Annotated in this window: 13 protein-coding genes; 8 read left to right on the top strand and 5 right to left on the bottom strand. The window is 63.6% G+C overall.

Going from position 1 to position 13,593, the window contains the following annotated elements:
- Window positions 1-38: 38 nt before the first annotated feature.
- On the bottom strand, window positions 39-1,022 hold the full coding sequence (locus tag ACFDR6_RS19505) for a Bug family tripartite tricarboxylate transporter substrate binding protein (protein WP_375859200.1): 984 nt from the start codon (window positions 1,020-1,022) through the stop codon (window positions 39-41).
- Between the two features lie 246 nt (window positions 1,023-1,268).
- Between ACFDR6_RS19505 and ACFDR6_RS19500 the strand changes: the two genes are divergently transcribed.
- From ACFDR6_RS19500 to ACFDR6_RS19490, 3 genes are all read left to right on the top strand, one after another.
- Window positions 1,269-2,126 carry a hypothetical protein gene (locus ACFDR6_RS19500; protein ID WP_375859199.1) on the top strand — a complete coding sequence of 286 codons (858 nt, stop codon included), beginning with the start codon at window positions 1,269-1,271 and terminating at the stop codon, window positions 2,124-2,126.
- Window positions 2,123-2,419, top strand: coding sequence for an HGGxSTG domain-containing protein (locus ACFDR6_RS19495; RefSeq protein ID WP_317240614.1), 297 nt, complete (start codon window positions 2,123-2,125; stop codon window positions 2,417-2,419). The genes ACFDR6_RS19500 and ACFDR6_RS19495 overlap by 4 nt, the downstream gene beginning before the upstream one ends.
- A gap of 307 nt (window positions 2,420-2,726) precedes the next feature.
- Complete coding sequence (locus ACFDR6_RS19490; RefSeq protein WP_375859198.1) at window positions 2,727-3,974, top strand: MFS transporter; 1,248 nt, start codon at window positions 2,727-2,729, stop codon at window positions 3,972-3,974.
- Window positions 3,975-4,242: 268 nt separating this feature from the next.
- Here the strand turns inward: ACFDR6_RS19490 and ACFDR6_RS19485 are convergent, their stop codons facing one another.
- Together ACFDR6_RS19485 and ACFDR6_RS19480 are read right to left on the bottom strand one after the other, a co-directional pair.
- On the bottom strand, window positions 4,243-4,587 hold the full coding sequence (locus ACFDR6_RS19485; RefSeq protein WP_375859197.1) for a hypothetical protein: 345 nt from the start codon (window positions 4,585-4,587) through the stop codon (window positions 4,243-4,245).
- An 821-nt stretch (window positions 4,588-5,408) separates the two neighbouring features.
- Window positions 5,409-5,873: a hypothetical protein gene (locus tag ACFDR6_RS19480; protein ID WP_317240617.1), complete on the bottom strand. Its 465-nt coding sequence runs from the start codon at window positions 5,871-5,873 to the stop codon at window positions 5,409-5,411.
- Window positions 5,874-6,051: 178 nt separating this feature from the next.
- On the opposite strand from ACFDR6_RS19480, the gene ACFDR6_RS19475 reads away from it, so the two are divergent.
- The 4 genes from ACFDR6_RS19475 (at window position 6,052) to ACFDR6_RS19460 (ending at window position 11,256) form a co-directional block, all read left to right on the top strand.
- Window positions 6,052-7,257 carry a M20/M25/M40 family metallo-hydrolase gene (locus ACFDR6_RS19475; protein ID WP_375859196.1) on the top strand — a complete coding sequence of 402 codons (1,206 nt, stop codon included), beginning with the start codon at window positions 6,052-6,054 and terminating at the stop codon, window positions 7,255-7,257.
- 267 nt (window positions 7,258-7,524) lie between these two features.
- Complete coding sequence (locus ACFDR6_RS19470; RefSeq protein ID WP_375859195.1) at window positions 7,525-8,727, top strand: calcium-binding protein; 1,203 nt, start codon at window positions 7,525-7,527, stop codon at window positions 8,725-8,727.
- Between the two features lie 148 nt (window positions 8,728-8,875).
- Complete coding sequence (locus tag ACFDR6_RS19465) at window positions 8,876-9,961, top strand: mandelate racemase/muconate lactonizing enzyme family protein (RefSeq protein WP_375859194.1); 1,086 nt, start codon at window positions 8,876-8,878, stop codon at window positions 9,959-9,961.
- Between the two features lie 146 nt (window positions 9,962-10,107).
- Complete coding sequence (locus ACFDR6_RS19460) at window positions 10,108-11,256, top strand: amidohydrolase (RefSeq protein WP_375859193.1); 1,149 nt, start codon at window positions 10,108-10,110, stop codon at window positions 11,254-11,256.
- Window position 11,257: 1 nt separating this feature from the next.
- On the opposite strand, the gene ACFDR6_RS19455 is transcribed toward ACFDR6_RS19460, so the two are convergent.
- Complete coding sequence (locus ACFDR6_RS19455) at window positions 11,258-11,473, bottom strand: hypothetical protein (protein ID WP_247529554.1); 216 nt, start codon at window positions 11,471-11,473, stop codon at window positions 11,258-11,260.
- A gap of 92 nt (window positions 11,474-11,565) precedes the next feature.
- Between ACFDR6_RS19455 and ACFDR6_RS19450 the strand changes: the two genes are divergently transcribed.
- Window positions 11,566-12,288, top strand: a complete 723-nt coding sequence (locus ACFDR6_RS19450; RefSeq protein WP_375859191.1) for a DUF72 domain-containing protein — start codon at window positions 11,566-11,568, stop codon at window positions 12,286-12,288.
- Here ACFDR6_RS19450 and ACFDR6_RS19445 read toward each other — a convergent pair.
- Entirely contained in the window at window positions 12,285-13,472 is a 1,188-nt protein-coding gene (locus tag ACFDR6_RS19445; protein ID WP_375859190.1) for a CaiB/BaiF CoA transferase family protein, read from the bottom strand. The genes ACFDR6_RS19450 and ACFDR6_RS19445 overlap by 4 nt on opposite strands.
- Between the last annotated feature and the right edge of the window lie 121 nt (window positions 13,473-13,593).

The raw sequence follows: 13,593 nt of genomic DNA, 5'->3' as shown, positions 1-13,593 counted from the left end.
GTTCGCCTCGTTCATCCCGGCACGCGCCGACCCACGTCCTACTCAGCCTTGATGTTGGCGGCCGTCACGACGTCGGCGAGCTCTTTCGTCTCCTTGGCGATCTTGGCGGCGTACTCGGCCGGGCTGAGCACGGACACGACGCCTTGCGAGCCGAGCTTCTCCGCGACCGCCGGGTCCCTGGCAGCTGCGACGATCTCCCGGTGCAGCGTCTCGAGGATCGGCGCCGGCGTCGACTTCGGCATGAAGAACCCGACCCAGAACGAGATGTCGAAGCCGGGATAGCCTGCTTCCGCAACGGTCGGCACATCGGGCAGCGCCGGCAGCCGTTCGGCTGACGACACCGCGAGCGCGCGCAGCTTGCCGGCCTTGACCAGCGGCACGGCGGAGAGCGGATCGAACACCGCAAGCACCTCCTGCGCGAGGATGCCGACCTCGGCGGCCGAACCTCCGCGATAAGGCACGTGGATCATCTTGATTCCGGCCTTCTGGCTGAGCAACTCCATGGCGAGGTGGGCAAGGTTGCCGTTGCCGCCCGAGCCGTAAGCCAGTGCGCCGGGCGCGGCCTTCGCCACTGCGACGAGATCGGCCACGGTCTTGATATCAGCCGTCTTGGGGTTCTCCGGATTGACTACGAGCACGAGCGGCGCCGACACGATGGTGGTGAGCGGCGCGAAGTCGCCTTGCGGGTCGTAGCGGATGTCCCTGAACAACGTCTTGTTGAGCGTGATGGTGGAGGAGTTGCAGGCGAGCATCGTGTAGCCGTCCGCCTCCGCACGCGCAACGCCTTCGGCGGCGATCATGCCGTTGGCGCCGGCGCGGTTTTCGACCACGAAGGGCTGCCCGAGCTTGCTGCTCAAGCGATCGCCGACGATGCGGGCGGCGACATCGACCGGACCGCCCGCGCTGAAGCCGACCATGACCTTGACCGGGCGCACCGGATATTTCTGCGCGACGGCCTGCGTCGACAGCGCAGAGGCGCACAATCCGGCGATGACTGCCAGCAGGCGGGCGGTTCGTTGCATCGGTTCTCTCCCCAGACTTCACCAGCGCCGCTTGTGCATGCTTGTTGGTGCGACGCATCCGGAGATCATGAATAGCGGTCGCGCCGGATTTCGCAATCGCGTTCGGACGCCGGCATTCCGCCGCACGGCAGGTGCGCACCGCCTCGCAACAAAAAATGCGAAAACAACCCCATGCACAGTAGACGCCCCCTGTCGAAACAAGGACTTAGGCGGGACGACAAATCTTCGGATGTTACGAAATCGAATTTGACTCGTCGGGCAAAACAGGAGCATGATGGCATCATCGCGATCCGCGTAAGCGAGCTGCCTCCACAGCCATGTGGGCCTCGCTTCGATCGTGCACAAGCCCTGCATCGACATCTGAAAACACAACCGCCGCACGGCAACTGCGCGGGTGGGCTTCGCACCAGCGGGCCTGCTCGCACCTGCCGTGGGCCCAAAGGACATATCGACTTGAAAACAGCCATGACACGCAACAACACGACCGCCGTTCCCAAGTACGGCAGCAGGCCCACCCCCGGGGTCAAGCTCGCTGGACAACGAATCGCAATTCAGCACCCCGACGCCGAGACCGGCGAACGCCTGATGGCCGAGGCGCTCGGCGCCGTCGATCGCGACGCGCTGCACGGCATCCTCAAGCAATTGATGAAAGCCAGTGTAGTCCTTCAGCAGCCCGATGAGGCCAATCTCGCGTTCATGATCTCGATGATGAAGAGCGTCGCGCCACGGGATTCCCTCGAGGCCATGCTGACGGCACAGATGGTGTCCGTCCACGTCGCGACCATGCGCTTTGCCTGCCGCCTCGCCTTTGCGGAAGGCATCCCTCAGCAAGAAGGCATTTCGCGCGCCTTGACCCGGTTGGCCCGCACCTTTGCAGCCCAGATGGAGGCCCTGAACCGTCATCGCGGCAACGGCGAACATCAGATCACCGTGCAGAATTTGTCGGTGCAGGATGGCGGCAGCGCAATCGTGGGGAATGTCGCGCAGCATGCGCACCTGACCGTTGCCGAGCCCGGCACCTCGATCGAGGCGGGACCGGCTGCGCCGCGCGACGGCAAACGCGAACACCACGGGGCCGCAGCGATGCAAGGCGCCGGCGCATGAGTGTCGACCGCGTCAGCAACACGAGCGCGATGTCGGCAAGCCCCCGCTGCGGCGCCGGCACGCGCAGCGGTCTCGCCTGCCGCGCGCCGGCCGTGCGCGGCGGGCTGCGCTGCCGCATGCACGGCGGTGCCCCGGGATCGGGCGCACCGTGGGGAAACCGCAATGCGCGCAAGCACGGTGCCTTCACACCGGAGCGGATCGCAGAGCGAAGGGCGATCCGGGAACTGCTGGACGAAGCGGCGAAGCTGCTGGGCGAAATGAAATCATGCCCGGCTGACGCATCGTCGGACTGAACAGCTTCAAGGAATGAATGGGCCGGCTACGAGGAGCGGCACGGCCGCGCGGCGAACTGATCCGCGCGGCCAGATCCGATCCCGGCGTCATGGCGCCCCCTTGCGCTCCTCGTCGTAGGCCCGCTCGTTGAGACGGAGCGACGAGATGACGGACTGAAGCAGGACGCGAGATCCTGCGCGACGCCATCGCGCCGAAAGCCCTGACATGAGATCCCGTCGCCCCTGCGCGAACGCTGCAACTCTCGCCATTGGCAGCCTCTCCCCGATCGTGTAACCCGGCAAAAAGCCTTGCCGGGACGAAACGCTCATGACCGCCGCCACCAATGACGACACGCGCGATGGCACCCGCGCGCTGATCTTTGCGCTGCTTGCGCTGGCGTTCGGCCACATGCTCTCGACCTTGCTGCGCACCATTCCGGCGGTCAGCCTCGATCTGATGGCGGCGGATTTCCGTATCGAGCCGCAGGCGCTCGCCAGCCTCACCTCGGTCTACCCCTTCGCCTTTGCCGCCGCGCAGATCCCGGTCGGCGCGGCGATGGATCGGTTCGGCGTGCGGCCGGTGTCGCTCAGCCTGCTCGCGGGAACCGTGATCGGCGCCATCGCGTCGGGGTTTGCGACCGGAGCTGCCAGCTTTGCGGTCGGGCAGGTGCTGCTGGGCGTTGCCACCTCCGGCATGCTGATGTGCCCGATGACGCTGGCGGCCAAGCAATTGTCGGCGGCGCGGTTCGGCCTGTGGTCGGGTGCGATCCTCTCGATCGGCAATATCGGCATGCTGCTGTCGTCGAGCCCGCTCGCCTTCGTGGTCGACAATTGGGGTTGGCGCGCCGGGTTCTGGATGTCCGCTATCGGCGGCGTCGCCGTCGCGCTCGCCGTGTTCGTGCTGGTGCCGCACCAGTCGGCCGAGCACAAGGACGAATCCTCGCCGCTGTCGCAGATGATCGAGGTGCTCAGGCTCGGCCTGTCGCGGCCGCTGCGCGGCCTGATCGCGCTGGCGCTGGTGTCGCTGGCGACGTCGCTGGTGCTGCGCGGCCTGTGGGGCGGGCCGTGGCTGATGCAGGTCAAGGATCTGTCGCGGGTCGAGGCCGGCAACCAGCTCGGCGCGTTCACGCTGGCGATGATCGTAGGTCCGCTGCTCATCGGCATGATCGACCGCAGGCTGGGTCATCGCCGCGCGCTGGTGGCGGGCACGCATATGGTCGGGGCGCTGCTGCTGGCGCTGATGGCGCTGGGCGCGCCGGGTTACGCCGTCTCCATGCTGTTCGGCCTCTCGGTCATGCCGCCGCAATACGACCTCGTGCTGTTCGTTCTCATTGGCCTTGCGACTTCCGCCCAGCCGCTGATCTTCGGCATGTCCCGGCAGCTGGTCGATGCGCAGACCGCGGGCAAGGCGCTCGCGGCGGTCAATCTCGCCTTCTTCCTCGGCGCGGCCCTGATGCAGTCGGTGACCGGTGCGGTGGCGGCGGTGGCGGGATTGCCGGCGGTGCTGCTGTTCATGGCTGCCATGCTGGCGCTCGGCGTGCTGATCTTCTTGGCTTACACCTCGCAGGGCCCATAGGATGGCGCGCCGCCCCCGCTAGGGGAATCACCCACGCTTTTCGACACCGCTGCCGCCATCGATCGCCTCATCCGCTCCAATGCCGAATGCACAAACAAGTCACTCTACTCGGCAAGGCTTCAGGATCGATATCCGTGCTAATGGCGACCATAGCATCACATCGCTCTCCCTACGCAAGAGGGCGTCACGTCCGCTAGAATGACGGGCAGTTCGATGTCTCGCTGGCAGCGACAGTGCTGGTTGATCGGGTGCCATGCAGAGCCTCAGCTCACTGATCATCATTACTGTAGTCGTATACTTCGACGTAGCCAACTCTCGCCGAGACGAAATGGACGCCTAGCATGCTAGCGATGTAGTCTCGACACGCATCCATCAGCTTGGCATCGATTGAGTCCTTCTTCTCGTAGTCCAGCCGATCAAGGCGCTCAATAATTGGAGCACTGCCGTCGCGAGGTGCGTTTCCAAACCATGCGTCTGCGATACTCAATATGACATGATACTTCTCGACCTGTTCATGTCGTTTTCCGACATTAATCTGCAAAACATATTGCTCCCACTTTCCCTGCAGCTGCCTACAAAATGAAGCGCTGTTTGCCCCGATAACAGCCTTCATTGCCTGTGTCCTCAAAGCACATGGCGTAGCGTGAAGTGTTAAGAGCCGGTGAGAACCGAGGCTTCCTGGTCCAACGATAGATGGTGTTAGCGCCCGCGCTGAAGCGTATCAGCGCGCCTTCCTTCTCTTTCATTTCCTCAAGTCTTATTTCGCGTCCTTTGCTGTCAAGTAGTGTTATTGCACGGCTGTCTCTACGATATGTCCCTCTTAGAAGCGGCGCAATGTCGTCGTCACCCGCCACCCCGTCGCCGAGGCCTCCATAAGGATCCTTGCGCAAAAGAAACCAGTCCCCCGAACTAGCCTTCACCCCCCTCAGAAGTAGAAGGCCGGGCTGATTGAATACTATCCCGGCCCATACCTCTCCTTTCGAACGGTCTCCCCAAACCTCTCGCAAATCGGACGACGTACTGGATGCTGGGGATGAGCGATAACTGAAAACAAGCGTGTCGTCGCGATAACCAATGGTTCTGCACAATGTGTCTCGTTGCGGAGCTTTGCCTTGTAACGTCACGGCTCGTTGATCATCAGCGACATGCCCGCTCACACTATATTTGATGGGACCGCAGTTAGAAGAAAACAGCACCGCATTCCCTACATAGGTATTTGCCTGCTTTTGTCCTTCGAAAAGCAAATCCCCACTTTTCGCAGGAAGCCCCGATCTGGGTTCGACATAGTAAAAGCGCCGGGTTGTGCCAGCCGCGTCTAGTCTGACCGTAGATCCGTTATGATCCCAAAGGCTTTGAGCTTGGGATGGGTTTATCCCCAAGCCCACAGAAACGAACGAAGCGAGGATGACCAAAGATAGTACCGCGCAAAGCGTCCTAAGTGCGTTCATCCTTAGATCCTCCAAATAGAGTATCAATAATGAGGCCTAGGAATGCTCCAAAGGAAGTCTCGCTAATGGCGAGATATGTTTTCAACTCTTCTGGGCTTCCGATGACGCGCATCGAGAATAGAACCAGGCCGGACAGCATAAACAGCAAGAAGGACCACGTAACAAGGATGGCCATTGCACAAAATGAGCCATTCAACCTGGCATCATCTCTTAGAGCTCCGCGCTCCTCAACAAAGCTCCTAACAATCGAAAGCGAAAAAACAAAAAAGATCGGAGAAATGATAAGGGCGATGTCCACCCGGCGCCCCATCTGTAAGTCCAGAAAGAATAGCAGAATGGTAAATATCGCCGCCAAATGAACAATAACAACTGAAAAACCAATGACGTTGCGAAGGGATGTGGTGGTCATAGCCGGCCGGAAAGATGCAGGTTGAAAATTGTATGCTGCCATAGGTTGAGTACTCCAGGCAAATGGGTAGTGATATTCATAGAAAGCTCACTGCGGCATCAATTTCCTTACAGAAAACCGAATTTTCTCGCTGTCGTGAGGGCCGGCATGTAGCACCAGGGGGTTGCGCCGCAGTGCTTCACGAACGATGCTTAGGCGCCACTCGCCGTAAGGACTGCTCATGCCTGTCGATACCAAAGCCGCCACCGACCGCCTCATGCGCTTCCTCGCCGTCGAGGGCGTCACCGGACAGGAGGCTGCCATCGGGCGGGAGCTCATGGCCGCGCTGAAGGAGAGCGGCGTACCGGCGAAGGCGATCCGGCTCGACGATGCCAACACGCGCATTCCGGTGCCGACCGAGACCGGCAACCTCATCGTCGACCTGCCCGGCCGCGGCGCGCTGCACAACCAGCCGCGCATCATGTTCATGACCCACATGGACACCGTGCCGCTCTGCGCCGGTGCCAAGCCGAAGAAATCCGGACGCAAGATCGTCAACGAAGCCAGGACCGCGCTCGGCGGCGACAATCGCTGCGGCTGCGGCGTGCTGGTGACGCTGGCCGCAGAGCTCGAAAAGCAGAAGCTCGACCATCCGCCGATCACGCTGTTGTTCTGCGTGCGCGAGGAGAGCGGGCTCTATGGCGCGCGCCACGTCAAGCTCGACGAACTCGGCTCCCCCGCGATGGCGTTTAACTATGACGGCGGCTCTGCCTCCAACGTCGTCATCGGCGCGGTCGGCGCCGACCGCTGGACCGTCGAGATCTTCGGCCGCGCCTCGCATGCCGGCGTCGCGCCGGAGCGCGGCATCTCCTCGACCATGATCATGGCCCTCGCCCTTGCGGAAGTGAAAGCCGGCGGCTGGTTCGGCAAGGTGGTGAAGGGCAAGGGCGCGAGCGCGCGGATGGGCACCAGCAATGTCGGCCCGGTGACCGGCGGCGAAGGGCGCCCCGCGGGCGATGCCACCAATGTCGTCACCGACTACGTGCATGTGCGCGGCGAGAGCCGCAGCCATGACGGAAAGTTCTTCAAGGAGATCACGAAAGCCTACAAGGCCGCTTTCGAGAAGGCGGCCAAGAAGGTGACCAACGCGCAAGGCAAGTCCGGCAAGGTCAAGTTCAAGGCCGAGACCGACTATTATCCGTTCCGCATGAAGGACAGCCAACCCGTGATCAAGCGCGCGGTCGAGGCCGTATCCGCGGTCGGCGGCACGCCGAACGTCCGCACCGCCAATGGCGGGCTGGATGCCAATTGGATGGTTCGTCACGGCATTCCGACCGTGACCTTCGGCGCCGGGCAGAACGAGGCACACACGATCGACGAGTGGATCAATCTCGACGAGTACGATCGGGCCTGTGCGCTGGCGGTTCAGCTCGCGACGATGCGGTGAGATGGCAAACGGCACGTCATAGCGCTTTAACACCGCTCTGATCTAACGGATCGATCGCGGCTTCCGTGAAGTCCGCGCATGTCCCGTGCTGCCATCGATGGCGAGCACTGTCACGCGGTTCCTCGGCCGCAATCAAATCGAGTTAGAAGCAAACCTCCGCCATCAACTCCAAGTAGATTCAGATTCAAGCGTGACCGCAGTGCGTCTCGCCGAGACCTCCGCTGTTTTCGGAGTCACGCGACTGACATGAAATGGGAGTGATGCGCCATGCGCACGATGCCGAACGACACCCTGATCCTCACCTTTCCGGACTTCAGCCAAACCGCGACCATCGTCGGAGATCCCAACTTCCCGATCGATGGCTGGGGCGGGAACGACACGGTGACGGCAACCATCCTCAACGCGGACGTGTTCGTTACGCTGATCGGCGAAGACACGGTCATGCAGGGCAATTCCCACGGCGGCAACGACACGCTCACGGCGAACGTGGACTATCCCTTCAGCGGCGCCACCATTATGGGCGACGCCGAGACCATGTTGGGCAATGCTGCAGGCGGCAACGACACGCTCTCCGCCGACGCCGGCGGCAATTTCCGCTCCAACATCTCCATTTACGGAGATGCCGGAGGCGACATGTCGGGCAGCACGCAGGGCGGCAATGACACGCTGACGGCCCTGACTGGAGGACGGGCCTTCGAGAACGTGTTCAGCGGCGATGCCGGTGGATCCATGAGCGACAACGCGCATGGCGGCAACGACACGCTGAACGTGTTCGAATATGCGTTCGAAAGCACGGCTACCCTCAGCGGGGATGCCGTCGGTGCCATGACCGGCAACGCAATTGGCGGAAGTGACAACCTCACCCTGGGCATCAGCAGCGACATGGCGATCGGAGGCGGAAGCCTGGCCGGGGATTCGCTCACATCCTTGGATGACAACGCGCAAGGTGGAAACGACACCTTGAGCTTCGTCACGAACGGTGGCGAGCAGCCCCCGGCCGTCTACGGCTCCCAGTTGGTTGGTGACGCCCCGAACATGTCCGGCAACGCGCGCGGCGGCAACGACACTCTCAACGGCGGAGAGTTCACCGATCATCTCTACGGCGATGCGCGGACTTATGCGCCATCTACCCCTGGCTCCATCACCGGCGGCACGGACACGCTGAACGGCGGCGCGGGCAATGATCAGCTGTGGGGCGGGCCGAACAACGATGTCTTCGTCTTCACGGCCAGCTCCGGCAACGACGTCATCAACGACTTCAATCAAGGCAACACCGCCGTCGGCAGCACCGCGCCGGAACTCGACGTGATCAACCTGCACGACTACGGTTTTGCGGATTGGGCGGCTGTGTCCAGTCTCATCAGCGATGACAGCTCGGGGAATGCGGTGATTCACCTCTCCGCCAATGACACCATCACTTTGAGCGGGGTTCATGCGGCCTCGCTGGAGGCGACGGACTTCATCATCTAGGCGCTAGCGGCATCGGCGCGACGACAAATCGCAGCGGTGCGGCGCGGATTCGGCGAGGAAAGTGCCGGATCCGCTCACCGCCGTCGTTGCCGAAGATTGTACGCGCCGCACGATCGGCTTAACCTGAACTAAAAAACAGGAAGGAATCATGCCGCGCATCGCAACGACCGATACCGGACTCTACCGGATCCCCCTCCCCGTCACGCTCTCCGACTCCACGCATGGGGATATGACGGCGTTCGAGCTGATCACCTGCCGCATCCGCGATGCCGATGGCGCAGAGGGCGTCGGCTACACCTACACAGTGGGTCGCAACGGCGGCGCTGTGGCCGACATTCTCAGACGCGAGATCTCCGCGCTGGTCGAAGGCCGCGAGGCCGACGACACTGAAGCGATTTGGCATCATGTCTGGTGGGGGCTGCATTATGGCGGCCGCGGCGGGCCGGTGGTGCTGGCGCTGTCCGCGCTCGACATCGCGCTGTGGGATCTGAAGGCGCGGCGCGCGGGCTTGCCGCTGTATCGCCTGCTCGGCGGTTTCGACGCGCATGTGCCGTGCTATGCCGGCGGCATCGACCTCGATCTCTCCGTCGATGAGCTGCTCAAGCAGACCGACGGCAATCTCGCCAAGGGATTTCGCGCGATCAAGATGAAGGTCGGCCGGCCCGAGCTGAAAATCGACGTCGCGAAGGTCTCCGCAATGCGGCAGCATCTCGGCGACGGCTTTCCGCTGATGGCGGACGCCAACATGAAATGGACTGTCGAAGAGGCGATCCGTGCCGCCCGGGCCTTCGGTCCCTACGACCTCACCTGGCTCGAGGAGCCGATCATTCCCGATGACGTCGCAGGCCATGCGCGCATCATGCAGGAGGGCGGCGTGCCGATCGCGGCTGGCGAGAATTTGCGCTCGCTGTGGGAGTTCAAGAACTACATCGCCAGTGGCGCGGTGTCCTATCCCGAGCCCGACGTCACCAATTGCGGCGGCGTCAGCGCCTTCATGAAGATCGCGCGGCTGGCCGAGGCGTTCAACCTGCCCGTGACCAGCCACGGCGCGCACGACATCACCGTGCACCTGCTCGCGGCCTGCCCGAACCGCTCCTATCTGGAGGCGCACGGTTTCGGCCTGGACAAGTACATCGAGCACCCGCTGGTGCTTCAGGACGGCAAGGCGCTGGCGCCTGACAGGCCGGGCCACGGCATCAGTTTTGATTGGGGCGGACTCGCGAAGCTGGCATGATATCAATTGGGGCGCGGCGAAGGCGCGCCCCGGAATGACGTGGAAGCGGCTTGCGTTACTGCACGCGAGGCATTCCAACGTGCCGGATGCAGCGCGCGGATAATCCGCTATGGTGCGGCAACCGACACTTTGCGAAAGACCCCATCTTGCCCCCCGAGCTGCACCAGAAACTGACCGCGTGGCGCCGGCACCTTCATGCGCACCCCGAGCTTTCGCTCCAGGAGAAGGAGACCGCCGCCTTCGTGCAGGACAAGCTCACCGAGCTCGGCATTCCCTTCGTGGCAGGCGTCGGCGGGCATGGCGTCGTCGCGACATTGACGCGCGGGCATGCGCAGAGGCGGATCGGCCTGCGCGCCGACATGGATGCGCTGCCGATCACCGAGGACACCGGCCTGCCCTACGCCTCCAAAACACCAGGCGTCATGCATGCGTGCGGCCATGACGGCCACACCGCCTCATTGCTCGGCGCTGCCGCCCTGCTCACCAGCGATACCGATTGGAGCGGCACGGTCGACTTCATCTTCCAGCCGGCCGAGGAAGGCTTTGGCGGCTCACGCGCGATGGTGGCGGACGGTCTGTTCGACCGCTTTCCGATGGAGCGGGTGTTCGGTTTTCACAATTGGCCCGGCCTTGCCGCCGGCACCATCGCCGTGCATGACGGCGTCGTCATGGCCTCCGGCGGACGCGTCACCATCACCATCGAGGGCCATGCGGGCCACGCCGGCATGCCGCATTTGACACGCGATCCGGTGATGGCGGCCGGCCATCTGATCGTGGCGCTGCAATCGATCACCTCGCGCAGCGTCGATCCGCTCGACACCGCCGTGCTCTCGCTCTGCACCATCGAAGGCGGCACCGCGCCGAACCAGATCGCCGGACGCGTGACCATCCGCGGCACGCTGCGGTACCACCGCGACGCCGTCAAGGACGTCATCCTCGACGGGATCGAGCGCACCTGCGCCGGGATCGCGACGAGCTTTGGCGTCAAGATGACGCCCGAGATCGTCATGGGCGTCGGTGTCGTGATCAACACGCCTGATGAGGCGGGCCTGGCCCGGATCGCCGCTGCGAAGGTGCGGGCCGAGCTGCGGCGCGACCTCGCGCCCAGCATGGCCGGCGAGGATTTTGCCCATTATCTCCAGCAGCGGCCGGGCGCCTTCGTCTGGATCGGCAATGGCGAGCTCCGCGACGGCGCCGAGCTGCACGGCCCGCGCTACGATTTCAACGACGCGATCCTGCCGATGGCATCGAGCTGGATGGCCGAAGTGGCCAAGGCGGCGCTGGCGTCGAACTAGCTCACGAGATCTCGCGTGGCAGCTTCCAGCCGGGCCGGGGCTCGAAGGCCTCCTCGACGCGCGCGACGTGATATCCCTCCGGGAGAAGCCGGCCGCCCTCCTCGTCCGCCACGGGAACGTCGGTCACCAGCCCCTCGATCAGGGCGGCCTCCCACACCTCTTTCTCGGTGGGAAAGGGATCGCCGATCTGCTTGTTGCCTTCGAACAGCGCGTACATCGGTTCCGGTCCTGCGTTGATCAAGCCCGTGAGAAACGTATCGACGGCATGGACGTTCCTTCCGGCAAACGGCAACGGATGGCACGTGAAACATGGCGCGCGTTCTGATCGGCACCTCCGGCTGGCACTACGATTCCTGGCGCGGCCCGTTCTTTCCCGAGGGCGTGACGCTGAAGGAACAGTTGCGCTACTACGCCGGACAGTTCGACACCACGGAGCTGAACGGCGTGTTCTACCGCACGCCGACGCCCGAAGCGGTGAAAGGCTGGCGCGAGCAGACCGGCGGGGATTTCATCTTCGCCTGGAAGGCGTCGAAATTCATCACGCACTGGAAGCGCCTGTCGGAGCGCTCCGACAACAGCCTCGCGCTGCTGGAGGACCGCATCTCCCGCCTCGGCGGCAAGGCCGGCCCGATCCTGTTCCAGCTGCCGCCGCAGTTCGAGGCGAATGCCGACCGGCTCGCGTCTTTCTTCAAGCTGTTGTCGCGCAAGCGACGTTACAGTTTCGAATTCCGTCATCCGAGCTGGTATCAGCCGCGCATCTTGCGCATGCTGGCGGACGAGAACATGTCGCTGTGCCTGTCCGACCATCACGATGCGCCGGCGCCATGGAAGCGCACGGCGGATTTCGTCTATGTGCGCGGACACGGGCCGAGCGGGCGTTATCACGGGCACTATACCAAGGCGACGCTGGCGCAATGGGCAAAGCGCATCAAGTCCTGGAAGCGGCAGGGCTGCGACGTCTATGTCTATTTCGACAACGACCAGAAGAGCGCGGCACCAGCTGACGCACAGGCGTTGAAGCAATTGCTCTAGATGACACCATCCTGCCGGAGCGCCGCGATCGCCGCCGCATCATAGCCGAGCTCGGCGAGGACGAGATCGGTGTGCTCGCCGAGCGTCGGCGGGCGCGTTGCGATCTCGCCCGGCGTTTCCGACAACCGGACCGCAGCACGCGTTACCGGCGCGGGCTTCGGCAAGCCTGGATAGTCGACGTCCTGCATGAAACCGGCCGCGCGGATGTGCGGATGATCCAGCGCCTGTTGCGGTGAGAGCACGGGCCCGGTCGGAATCATCGCCTTGCCCAACGCATCGACGGCCTCCTGCGTGGTGCGCTCGGCGCACCAGCGCGCCATCCGCTCGCTGATCACGGGGCCGTTGTTGCCCCGGCTGATGTCGTCGGCAAAGCGCGGATCGTTCAGCCACAATTCCTCCTCGCCCATCAGCCGCGCCCAGCGCTTGAACAGCGGATGTCCGGTGACCTGGCAAAGCACCCAGCCGTCCCGGGTCCGGTAGATGTCGGCCGGCGCAGCGGTCTGGCCGAGATTGCCCGTCGGGACGCGGTTCACGTTGATCACCGCCTGCTCGATCAGCGTAGCATTGGTGAAGGACAGCGCGGTTGCGAGCAGCGCGCCTTCGACGATTTGCCCACGCCCGGATTTGCCGCGCTCGATCAGCGCGGCGAGCGTGCCGAACGCGCAATGCAGCGCGGTGCCGAAATCGACCCAGTTCACCGCGGCGCGATACGGCGGATCCCCGGTGCCCGTCATGTACACCGCCCCCGACATGACCTGCCCGACGCCGTCGAAACCGACGCGGTCGGACCACGGCCCCGGCCCGCCGAATGCAGTTGCCGTCGTCAGGATGATGTCGGGCTTGATGGCCTTCAAGGACTCGTAGTCGAGCTTCATCGCGCGCAGGGTCTGCGGCGGCAGATTGGCGACGACGACGTCCGCGGTCCCAATCAGGCGGCGCATCACCTCCTGCCCCTCCACCTTCATCGGATCGAGCGTGATGCACTTCTTGTTGCGATTAATCTGGAGGAACAGCGCGCCTTCGCCGCCTTCCCCGACCGGCGCCACGAAGCGATCCTCGCTGCCGTCGCGCTTCTCGACACGGATGACCTCAGCCCCGAACTCGGCCAGCAGGGTCGCGCAATAGGGGCCCGCAATGTAGCGCCCGAAATCGAGGACGCGCACGCCCTCCAGAACTCCTCCCATCGATCCCTTCCCTGATGTTTTGGAGAGCTTACAGGGAACAGCTGCTACGGCAAGGTGGCAACGGGCATCGTGCGCTGCCCCGATATTTGATCGGCGCCCCGTTTCGGCGGACGGAAATTCT

It is taken from the genome of Bradyrhizobium tunisiense, from assembly GCF_042263385.1.
Taxonomy (GTDB): Bacteria; Pseudomonadota; Alphaproteobacteria; order Rhizobiales; family Xanthobacteraceae; genus Bradyrhizobium; species Bradyrhizobium tunisiense.
Note: the sequence above shows the minus strand (reverse complement) of the source record. Positions and strands in the feature narration are given on the sequence as shown.

Bases quoted from the DNA above. Each gene is read 5' to 3' on its own strand.
- ACFDR6_RS19490 (WP_375859198.1), top strand. From the start codon at position 2,727: ATGACCGCCGCCACCAATGACGACACGCGCGATGGCACCCGCGCGCTG.
- ACFDR6_RS19445 (WP_375859190.1), bottom strand. From the start codon at position 13,472: ATGGGAGGAGTTCTGGAGGGCGTGCGCGTCCTCGATTTCGGGCGCTAC.
- ACFDR6_RS19455 (WP_247529554.1), bottom strand. From the start codon at position 11,473: ATGTACGCGCTGTTCGAAGGCAACAAGCAGATCGGCGATCCCTTTCCC.
- ACFDR6_RS19475 (WP_375859196.1), top strand. From the start codon at position 6,052: ATGCCTGTCGATACCAAAGCCGCCACCGACCGCCTCATGCGCTTCCTC.
- ACFDR6_RS19505 (WP_375859200.1), bottom strand. From the start codon at position 1,022: ATGCAACGAACCGCCCGCCTGCTGGCAGTCATCGCCGGATTGTGCGCC.
- ACFDR6_RS19485 (WP_375859197.1), bottom strand. From the start codon at position 4,587: ATGAAGGCTGTTATCGGGGCAAACAGCGCTTCATTTTGTAGGCAGCTG.
- ACFDR6_RS19450 (WP_375859191.1), top strand. From the start codon at position 11,566: ATGGCGCGCGTTCTGATCGGCACCTCCGGCTGGCACTACGATTCCTGG.
- ACFDR6_RS19470 (WP_375859195.1), top strand. From the start codon at position 7,525: ATGCGCACGATGCCGAACGACACCCTGATCCTCACCTTTCCGGACTTC.
- ACFDR6_RS19465 (WP_375859194.1), top strand. From the start codon at position 8,876: ATGCCGCGCATCGCAACGACCGATACCGGACTCTACCGGATCCCCCTC.
- ACFDR6_RS19495 (WP_317240614.1), top strand. From the start codon at position 2,123: ATGAGTGTCGACCGCGTCAGCAACACGAGCGCGATGTCGGCAAGCCCC.
- ACFDR6_RS19480 (WP_317240617.1), bottom strand. From the start codon at position 5,873: ATGGCAGCATACAATTTTCAACCTGCATCTTTCCGGCCGGCTATGACC.